This window comes from Clostridium psychrophilum (assembly GCF_018861705.1).
GTDB lineage: Bacteria > Bacillota > Clostridia > Clostridiales > Clostridiaceae > Clostridium_AD > Clostridium_AD psychrophilum.
The window spans coordinates 46,273-55,933 of the sequence record NZ_JAHLEC010000016.1 but is presented as its reverse complement, the minus strand read 5'-3'; the positions used below and the strand labels follow the sequence as shown (position 1 = coordinate 55,933).

At 31.1% G+C, this 9,661-nt stretch carries 12 protein-coding genes; all 12 read left to right on the top strand.

What is annotated here, in order from left to right; all coding sequences use genetic code 11:
* Positions 1–121 precede the first annotated feature (121 nt).
* The 12 genes from KPL38_RS05855 (at position 122) to KPL38_RS05800 (ending at position 9,659) form a co-directional block, all read left to right on the top strand.
* Positions 122–571 carry a chemotaxis protein CheW gene (locus KPL38_RS05855; protein WP_216288115.1) on the top strand — a complete coding sequence of 150 codons (450 nt, stop codon included), beginning with the start codon at positions 122–124 and terminating at the stop codon, positions 569–571.
* A gap of 14 nt (positions 572–585) precedes the next feature.
* Positions 586–1,074, top strand: coding sequence for a chemotaxis protein CheD (locus KPL38_RS05850; protein ID WP_216288113.1), 489 nt, complete (start codon positions 586–588; stop codon positions 1,072–1,074).
* A 49-nt stretch (positions 1,075–1,123) separates the two neighbouring features.
* Positions 1,124–2,194 (top strand): protein-glutamate methylesterase/protein-glutamine glutaminase, encoded by a 1,071-nt coding sequence (locus KPL38_RS05845; protein WP_246577830.1) that lies wholly within the window; start codon positions 1,124–1,126, stop codon positions 2,192–2,194.
* Between the two features lie 9 nt (positions 2,195–2,203).
* Positions 2,204–2,968 (top strand): CheR family methyltransferase, encoded by a 765-nt coding sequence (locus KPL38_RS05840; RefSeq protein WP_216288111.1) that lies wholly within the window; start codon positions 2,204–2,206, stop codon positions 2,966–2,968.
* Positions 2,969–2,999: 31 nt separating this feature from the next.
* Positions 3,000–5,030 carry a chemotaxis protein CheA gene (locus KPL38_RS05835; protein WP_216288109.1) on the top strand — a complete coding sequence of 677 codons (2,031 nt, stop codon included), beginning with the start codon at positions 3,000–3,002 and terminating at the stop codon, positions 5,028–5,030.
* 12 nt (positions 5,031–5,042) lie between these two features.
* Positions 5,043–5,642 (top strand): chemotaxis protein CheC, encoded by a 600-nt coding sequence (locus tag KPL38_RS05830; RefSeq protein ID WP_216288107.1) that lies wholly within the window; start codon positions 5,043–5,045, stop codon positions 5,640–5,642.
* 16 nt (positions 5,643–5,658) lie between these two features.
* Positions 5,659–6,018 (top strand): response regulator, encoded by a 360-nt coding sequence (locus KPL38_RS05825; protein WP_216288105.1) that lies wholly within the window; start codon positions 5,659–5,661, stop codon positions 6,016–6,018.
* Between the two features lie 13 nt (positions 6,019–6,031).
* The gene (locus KPL38_RS05820; protein WP_216288103.1) at positions 6,032–6,433 is read left to right on the top strand and encodes a chemotaxis protein CheW; all 402 of its coding nucleotides are present in this window, start codon (positions 6,032–6,034) and stop codon (positions 6,431–6,433) included.
* A gap of 72 nt (positions 6,434–6,505) precedes the next feature.
* Positions 6,506–7,510, top strand: a complete 1,005-nt coding sequence (fliM, locus tag KPL38_RS05815; RefSeq protein ID WP_216288101.1) for a flagellar motor switch protein FliM — start codon at positions 6,506–6,508, stop codon at positions 7,508–7,510.
* The gene (fliY, locus tag KPL38_RS05810) at positions 7,503–8,834 is read left to right on the top strand and encodes a flagellar motor switch phosphatase FliY (RefSeq protein WP_281419326.1); all 1,332 of its coding nucleotides are present in this window, start codon (positions 7,503–7,505) and stop codon (positions 8,832–8,834) included. The genes fliM and fliY overlap by 8 nt, the downstream gene beginning before the upstream one ends.
* Positions 8,835–8,964: 130 nt before the next feature.
* On the top strand, positions 8,965–9,237 hold the full coding sequence (locus KPL38_RS05805) for a flagellar biosynthesis anti-sigma factor FlgM (protein ID WP_216288098.1): 273 nt from the start codon (positions 8,965–8,967) through the stop codon (positions 9,235–9,237).
* 2 nt (positions 9,238–9,239) lie between these two features.
* Positions 9,240–9,659 (top strand): flagellar protein FlgN, encoded by a 420-nt coding sequence (locus tag KPL38_RS05800; RefSeq protein ID WP_216288097.1) that lies wholly within the window; start codon positions 9,240–9,242, stop codon positions 9,657–9,659.
* The last annotated feature ends 2 nt before the right edge of the window (positions 9,660–9,661 follow it).

The following is a 9,661-nucleotide window of genomic DNA, read 5'->3' as shown; positions in this document are numbered from 1 at the left end:
AAATTTAGAAATGAATAAAAATAAACATTAACATTAATAAAGATAAGTAAGAAATCATTCGTATTATTTAAAGAAGGTTTCTTATCAAACTTATAATTAGATTATACAAGGGGGTATGATGGTGAAGCAGCAAGAGGTAAAGATATTGGTATTTAAAATAAAAGATGAATATTATGCAACGAATATTAATGAAGTGGAGAGAATACTTGCATGCGTTAAAACAGCTAAAATTCCTGATTCACCAGAATTTGTTGAAGGCGTGATGAATTATGAAAATAGTATTTTACCAATTATATCACTAGCAAAAATATTTAAATTACCTTCATCTGTTATCACAGAAGAATCTAAAATAATAATTATCAGGCAAAATGATAGCAAAATAGGCATAATAGTCGATGGAGTGTCAGAGGTTAAGGATATAGTGTTAGATAACATAGAAGACCCACCTGATATAATTAAAGGAATATCTAAAGGATATATTAAAGGACTTATTAGAATTGATGGCAAAATTATTATTTATTTGAATATGTCACAAATATTGACGAATGAACAAAAAAAACAAATATTATAAAATAAGGTGTGATTATGGGAAATAATGAAATAAAAGTAGGAATTTCAGATTTAAAGGTAGCATTTTCGCCAGACAAATTAATTACTGTGGGACTTGGATCTTGTGTGGGCATTGCAATTTATGATAGATGTATAGGATTTGGGGGATTGGCACATATAATGCTTCCGGACAGTAGTCAATTTAACAAAGTAAACAATGTAATAAAATTTGCAGATTTAGCGGTGCCAATATTAGTTGAGAATATGATAAAAAAAGGTGCAAAATTAAGAAATATGAAAGCTAAAATAGCTGGTGGAGCATCAATGTTTGATTTTTCGGATAAAAGCGTAGTCATGGACATTGGAAACCGAAATAGCATAGCGGTAAAAAATGCTTTGAAAATTCTGTCCATTCCAATAGTAGCAGAGGACATTGGTGGTAATAAAGGTAGAACATTAATATTTGATACAACGAATGGAATGCTTTCTATTAGAACTGTGGGTATGGGGATAACAGAAATCTAAGGACAACAGAAATTTAATGATGCCTGAAATTATAATGGGGTGATGTATAATGTTTATGAAAATCAAAGTGATTGTTGTAGATGATTCAGCATTTATGAGAAAAATAATTTCTGATATAATAAATTCACAATCAGAGATGGAAGTTATAAATACTGCAAGAAACGGAGAAGAGCTATTAGAAAAAATATCTCGCTCTATTCCTGATGTAATAACTTTAGATATTGAAATGCCTAAAATGGATGGTATGGAAACATTAAAGCAATTAAAAAAAATCAATATAAATGTACCTGTAATTATGCTAAGTAGCATTTCTAAGTCAGGTACTGAATCAACTATGGACTGTCTTGAACTAGGGGCTTTTGATTTTATAGCAAAACCATCTGGACAAATATCACTAGATCTTAACAAAGTTAAAGATGAATTAGTTGAGAAAATAAAAATAGCTTTTATGCAAAATAAGAGTGAAATTAAATTAACAAGTGAAAAAGGTTTAAAAGAAAACAGAAAAATAGTTCATAAGATGGTAGCTAGTTCAGAAAATGGGAAAAAGCATAATATAGAGGCAGTTGTTATTGGCGCATCTACTGGTGGCCCTAAAGCATTATATGAGGTAATTACAGGACTTCCTAGTGATATAGGAGTGCCAGTCTTAGTGGTGCAACATATGCCTGTAGGATTTACAAAGGCATTTGCACAAAGACTTAATTTAAACAGCAAATTAAAGGTTGTAGAGGCTAGTGATGGTGATCTAGTAGAAAAGAATATAGTATATATTGCTCCTGGTGGATATCATATGGAAGTAGGGAGTAATAAGAAAATACATCTAAATACAGAGCCAACTGTTTGGGGCGTAAGACCTGCAGTAGATAAACTTTTTCTATCTGCAACTAAAGTTTATGGATCCAATTTGCTAAGCATTGTACTTACAGGTATGGGACATGATGGTGCGAGGGGCACCGCAGAGATTAAAGACAATGGAGGAATTACTATTGCTGAGCATGAGTCTTCATGTGTAATATATGGTATGCCTAAGGCTGCTTTTGAAACAGGTAAAGTTGATGAAGTTGTTCTACTTGCGAATGTTGCCCAACACATTAAAAAAATTGTAATGGGGAGATGAGCATAACTAATGGATTTAATATACTTTGAGCAGTGGGTTTTAAAAGAATATAATATAGATTTGTCGGCTTATAAATCTAATCAATTGCATAGACGAATTTTAAGTTTAATGTCAAGAGTTGAAGTTAACTCAGTAGAAGAGTATATTAGGTTATTAAAAAAAGATCCTGTTCAAAAGCAGAAATTTTTAGACTTCATTACTATAAATGTAACAGAATTTTTTAGAAATCCTGATATATTTGATGAATTATCAAAAATTATTAAATCTGAACTCCCATTTAATTCAGGACTTAAAATTTGGAGTGCAGCATGTTCTATTGGCTCTGAACCTTATTCATTAGCTATGATTATGGATAATTTAAATTCAAGAGCAAATCATAAAATTATTGCTACAGATATAGATTCTACAATACTCGAGAGAGCAAAAATCGGTGAATATGGTATCTCGGAAATTAAAAACATACCAAAGCAATTTTTAGCTAAATACTTTGAGGCATGTGGTGATAAATATATTATTAATCCTAAAATAAAAAAGTTAGTAGAATTCAAAAAACATGATCTTATTTTAGATAATTATGAAAGTAACTTTGATTTAATAGTGTGTAGAAATGTAGTTATTTATTTTAATCAAGATGTTAAGGATAAAATATATAGTAAAATGTCAAACTCATTAAAAAAAGGTGGCTTATTGTTTGTTGGGGCCACTGAAAGTATATATAATTATAAAGAGTATGGATTTGAAAAAGCATCTACATTCATTTATAAAAAAATATAAGGTATATAACAACTAATGTGGAGGGGATAAAATGGATACATCACAATATATGTCAATGTTCTTAGAAGAGTCTATGGAAAATTTGCAGACATTGAATGAATCTTTACTTGAGCTCGAACAGAATCCAGAAGACATAGATAAATTAAATGAAATATTTAGGGTAGCTCATACCATAAAGGGAATGGCCGCAACTATGGGATTTACACAAATGGCTGAATTAACACATAAAATGGAAGATATTTTATCTGAATTTAGAGAAGGTAAACTTAAAGTAACAGAAAAGGTGGTAACTGTTTTATTCACATGTCTAGATACTTTAGAAAAAATGGTGAATAATATATCAGAAGGAAATTCAGAAGAAATTCCAATTGAGAAAATACTACATGATTTGCATACAATGGCCGAGATTGGTGATAGTCCTAAAGCCCAGGAAAAGGTTAATAATTGTAATGAAAAAATAAGTTGCGATGTTAATGAAAAAGTTATTCTTAATGAATATGACATTAATGTTATTAAGCAAGCAATTGAGAAATTATTTAATGTTTATGAAGTGCAAATTGATTTAAGTGAAAGTACACTACTTAAAGCAGCAAGGGCGTTTCTTATTTTCAAAAGCCTAGAAGAAGATGGCGAAATAATAAAATCCATACCTGGAGCAGAAGACTTAGAAAGTGAAAATTTTGAATTTAAGATAAGTTTGATTTATATTACTAAAAAAGAAAAAGCAGAAGTTGTAGAAATGCTTTTAAATATATCAGAAGTAGAAAATGTAACTGTAGAGCCAGTTGATGTTAAAAATAATTCACAAGATTTAACAAAAAAAATGGGAGACTTTAAGGAGATAGAAAAAGTTCCGCAGGTTAATACTGTAGTTACTAAAAATAATGCTACGGTGGATGATAAGAGTAAGAAAAAAGAAACGACACATAAAAAAGCTCATCAATCTGTTAGAGTTGATTTAGAAAGACTTGATAAATTCATGAACATGGTGTCTGAACTTGTAATTCATAGAACAAGACTTGAGCAAATAAGTAGTGTTCACAAATTAACTGATTTAAATGAAACTATAGAACAAGTAGCTAGATCTACATCAGAACTTCAAGAATTAGTAATGAAAATTAGAATGCTTCCACTTGAAGTAGTATTTAATAGGTTTCCAAGGATGATAAGAGATTTATCAAAAGAACTTGATAAGGAAATGGAACTTGTAATTAAGGGACAGGAGACAGAAATTGATAGAACTGTTATAGATGAAATAGGTGAGCCATTACTTCATTTACTTCGTAATGCAGCAGATCATGGCATTGAACCCAGTGAAGTTAGAATTTCTAAAGGGAAAAGTCCTATTGGTAAGATAAGTCTTATAGCATACGCTGAAGGAACTAAAGCAATAATAAAGGTAATGGATGATGGAGCAGGACTCGATGTTAAAAGAATTACACAAAAAGCTAATGAAGTTGGAATAAACACTGATGGAATGACAGAAGCAGATATAAAAAATTTAATTTTTGCACAAGGATTTAGTACTAATGATAAAGTAACAGATATATCTGGTCGTGGAGTTGGAATGGATGTTGTTAAAACTAAAATTGCGGCCCTTGGTGGAACAGTAGATGCTACAAGTGAGATTGACAAAGGTACCTCTTTTATTATAACATTACCATTGACACTTCAAATTATTCAAGCATTATTAGTTAAAATAGGCAATGAAACTATGGCTATTTCTCTAGGATACATTGACAGAGTAATTGACTATAAAGCTGAATTAATTAAAAAAACTAGTAATAAAGAAGTTATTGTTTATAATGATAGTATAATTCCACTTGTGAGAGTAAATGAACGAATGGAAATAGAAGCAATTGAAAATACACATAAATATATTGTTATTGTAAAAGTAGGAGAGAAAACAGTAGGGCTTTTAGTAGATTCATTACTAGGACAACAAGAAATTGTGATAAAGCCTTTAGGGAAAACATTACAAGGGTTAAAAGAATATATAGGGGCAACTATTTTAGGAGATGGCCTAGTTACATTAATACTAGACGTTGCGGCTTTAGTGTAAGGAGAGTATAATATGGATTATTCTGAGCTTAGTTCTATTCAATTAGATGTATTACAAGAGGTAGGCAATATTGGTGCAGGGAATGCAGCTACTGCATTATCAGAGTTATTAAATGAGAAAGTAGATATGTCCGTGCCAGCAGTAAATATTGTTCCATTTGATGATATCTTTTCTGAAATAGGAGTTGAAAAGGTAGTAGTTGGTGTTATTGTACGAGTAATTGGAGACATACCTGGAAATATACTTTTCACTTTAGATAAAGATGTTGCATTAAATATGATTTCAAGTCTTTTAGGTGAGAAACAAGAGCAGATAACAGAGATTGGAAACTCAGCATTATGTGAAGTAGGTAATATTGTATCAAGTTCTTTTATGAATGCAATATCAAAACTTACAAATCTTGCAGTTAGGCCATCCGTGCCAGCTGTTGCTTTAGATATGATGGGTGCAATATTATCAACAACTTTTATTGAATCAGGTCAATTTGATGAATATGTACTTGATTTAGAGACACATTTTTTAAGAGCAAATGCAAAAATAAGTGGGCATTTTTATTATATACCAATGCCTGGATCACTTGAGAAGATATTTAATTCATTAGGGGTAAATTAATTGGAGGTTATATAAAATGGCTAAAGTACTAATTGTTGACGACGCGGCATTTATGAGAATGATGATAAAGGATATATTAGAAAAAAATGGATATGAAGTTGTAGGTGAAGCAAGTAATGGAGCAAAGGGTGTAGAACTATATAAAGTAGAAAGACCAGACATTGTTACGATGGACATTACTATGCCTGAGATGGATGGAATTGAAGCTGTTAAAGCAATTAAAGCATTTGATCCTGCTGCTAAAATAATCATGTGTAGTGCAATGGGACAGCAGACTATGGTTATGGATGCAATAAGGGCTGGAGCAAAAGATTTCATTGTTAAACCATTCCAATCAGATAGAGTACTTGAAGCAATAAAAAAAGTTTTAGGCTAGGAGGGGAAATGTTATGCAAATAGTTGTATTTAAAGTTAATGAAGAACAATTTGCAGTAGAAGCATCAAAAGTTCAAAGTATTAATGATATGATGGAAATAACAAAAGTGCCTAGGTCTGAGAAATACATAAAAGGGTTGATTAATCTAAGGGGAACAATAATTTCTCTTTTAGATATAAACCTTCTTTTAGATATTGATAAGGGCAGTGAATCACAAGAAAATATAATTATACTAAATTTAGAAGATGAGTTTGTTGGTGTAACTGTAGATCAAGTTGATGAAGTGCTAGAAATTGAAGAATCTTTAATAGAAAAAATTGAAACCGATAAAAACAAATCCTATATTACAGGGGTTATAAATTTTCAAGATAGGATAGTTACATTAATTGATATTGCTAAACTTATTGAAAAATAAAATGGATACGTTATGAAATGCAATTTTAAAATCATAACAATCATACCATGCACAGAGAGATGAGGATAGAATATGGCAGAAGTATTATCGCAAAGCGATATAGATTCACTTTTATCTGCTTTATCATCTGGGAAAATAGAAGCTGATCAAATCCCAAATGAAGAGGAAAAACATAAAATTAAATTATACGATTTTAAGAATCCTCAGAAGTTCTCAAAGGATCATTTGAGAGCTCTTGAGGTCATTCATGATAATTATGCAAGGTTAATGTCGAGTTATTTGACTGCACAGCTAGGAAATAATGTAAAAGTCCAAGTGGAAACTATAGAGCAAATAACCTATGAGGAATTTATTCATTCAATTCCTAATTCTACCATTCTAACAATATTTAAAATGCCACCTTTAAGTGGTTCGATATTATTTGAGACTAATCCACAGTTTTCATACCAAATATTAGATATACTTTTAGGAGGAATGGGGAGTAGAAGTGTTAAGATTAAAGAGTTTTCAGAGATAGATAAAAATATATTGAGAAAAGTTAACGAGGGTCTTTTAGGTAACTTAAAAACGGCTTGGCAGGACGTTCTGGATGTTGAACCAGAGATTGTGGCTCTTGAGACTAATCCTGCACTTAACCAAACATTAGCTCCAAATGAACCAGTTGCATTGATTACTTTTTCGGCAGAAATGAATAATAGTAGTTCGTTTATAAATATTTGTATACCTTATTTAAGCATTGAAAAAGTAATGGATAAACTTGTTGTTCAATATTGGTTTAGAGAAAATGATGAACATGTTGTAAGTGATTCTAGAAACAAGATAAAGGAACGATTGAATATAGTAAGTGTTCCAATAACAGGAGTTTTAGGAAGTACAAATATTACTGTAAATGAATTTCTACAATTAGTTGAAGGAGATGTAATAACACTCGACAATTTAAGCGATAGTCCAATTAAAGTACTTATAGAAGGACAACCATGTTATACTGGAAAACCTGGTATTATTGGTAAAAATAGGGGAATTGAAATATTAGATATAATAGATATAATAGATAAGGATGTGGAAAATTATGAGTAATGGCTTTCTTTCGCAAGAAGAAATCGACGCTCTTTTAAACGGAGACGGGGTTAGCGCGGACAATAATGTAACTGAGAATAAGGACACAGGCATAGAGACTAAAGATGCAACCGTAGAATCTAGTGAAAGTACAACTGTTGGCACTAGTGAAATCGCTAGTAAGGATATAAGTCTAGATGGTGATAAAGAGGCCAGCACTTATAATGGTATAAGCGCAGGTCAAAACTTAGAACCTGAATCCACGCAAGAGTTTGAGTTAACAGATAGTGAGAAAGATTTACTAGGTGAAGTTGGAAATATTTCTATGGGCTCAGCGTCTACTGCTCTTTCCACAATAGTTGCCCAACCAGTTAATATTGCAACACCAGTAGTTACGGTAAGCACACTTACAAAATTAAGAGATACATTTACGGTTCCTAATATTGCTTTAGATGTAAAATTCACAAGTGGTATATCGGGTGGAAACCTTTTAGTAATGAAAAATACTGATGCAGCAGTTATAGCTAGTTTAATGATGGGTGGAGATGGCATTGTAGGAGAAAAGGCAGAGTTATCAGAAATTGAGATTAGTGCAGTATCAGAAGCTATGAATCAGATGATTGGTTCTGCTGCAACATCTATGGCAACAATGTTTGCGAGGCAGGTAAATATTTCACCACCTAATTCAAAAATATGGGATGATAGTACATCACCTTTAAGTGATAGTATTGATGAGAATGAGCAAGTTGTCCAAGTTGCATTTAAAATGACTATTGGTTCCTTAATTGATAGTGTTATAATGCAAATACTACCTATAAAAACTGCAAAAAAAATTGTCTCTATAATGATGGGAACTGAAGAAGAACCTGAAAAAGTTAGTAAGGCTCAACCTGAAATTAAATTAGCAAGTGTTGAAACTGTAAAACTAAAAGCTCCAGTTAATACAAATGATGGTTCGCAACCTATGGATACTGAGTATCAATCAAAACCAATTGAGATACCAGAGCCACAAGTGGATGTACATAAGGCATCTTTTCAGCCATTAACAAAGTCCCCAGTGTATAATGCTCCTAGAAATATTGATTTAATATTAGATGTACCTCTAGAGATTTCTGTAGTGCTTGGAAAAACTAAAAAGAACATTAGGGATATTTTAAATTTAGGGACTGGATCTTTAATTGAATTAGATAAACTAGCTGAAGAACCAGTAGATATATTAGTAAATGGTAAAAAGGTAGCATATGGAGAAGTTGTAGTTGTAGATGAAAACTTTGGAGTTAGAATTACTAGCATAATTAGTGGAGAGGATAGGGTCAAAACCTTGGCTGAACAAAAAAATGCATAAGTTATTTTTGGGATAAATTAAATTTATCCCTTTTTTGTTTATTGTATAAACTTTAAATGATTATGTACGATAATACTAATATAAGAAATAAAACTAGGCTTAAAGATATAAAAGCTAGGGGTGGATATAAATGAAAATAGACGGAGTAAGTCATAATGTAATTAATATGTATAAGAAGAATGTAACTAAAACAGAACCAAAGGTTAATGTTATAAAAAAAGATACAATTGAGTTATCAGAAGAAGGTAAAAATTTGAGTGCATTATCATTAAATGATAAATCGGTTAATTCTAAGGAAAAGATAGAAGCTATTAAAAATAAAGTAATGCAGGGCACATATACGGTAGACTCCAAATTAACTGCTAAAAAAATTATTGATGTTATAAAAGGGAGAGATGTTTAGTTATGAGTGGAGAACTAAATAAGGTTATAGTGAAAGAAACTGATACCTTGAAAAATCTTTTACTTGAACTTGAGGAGCAACACAGATGCATTATTGCAAATGATATATTTGGATTGGAATCTTGCGTTAGCAAAATCAAAATAGCTAACAAAAGTATTGCATATATTGAAGTCGAAAGACGAAAACTTATTGAAAATAAGGTAATGATGGAGATAATAGAACAAGCACATGATGAGGAGCTCTTAAATAATTATTATAAAATACAACAGTTATTACAAGAAATTGTACTTCAAAAGAATACAAACGAGTTGCTTTTAAGACAAGGACTTAGTTTTACAAATAAAATGTTAAATGTATTAAATCCAGCAAGAGAAACAGCAACTTACAATTCATATGGCAAAGTAAAAAATAGTATGAGGTGAAT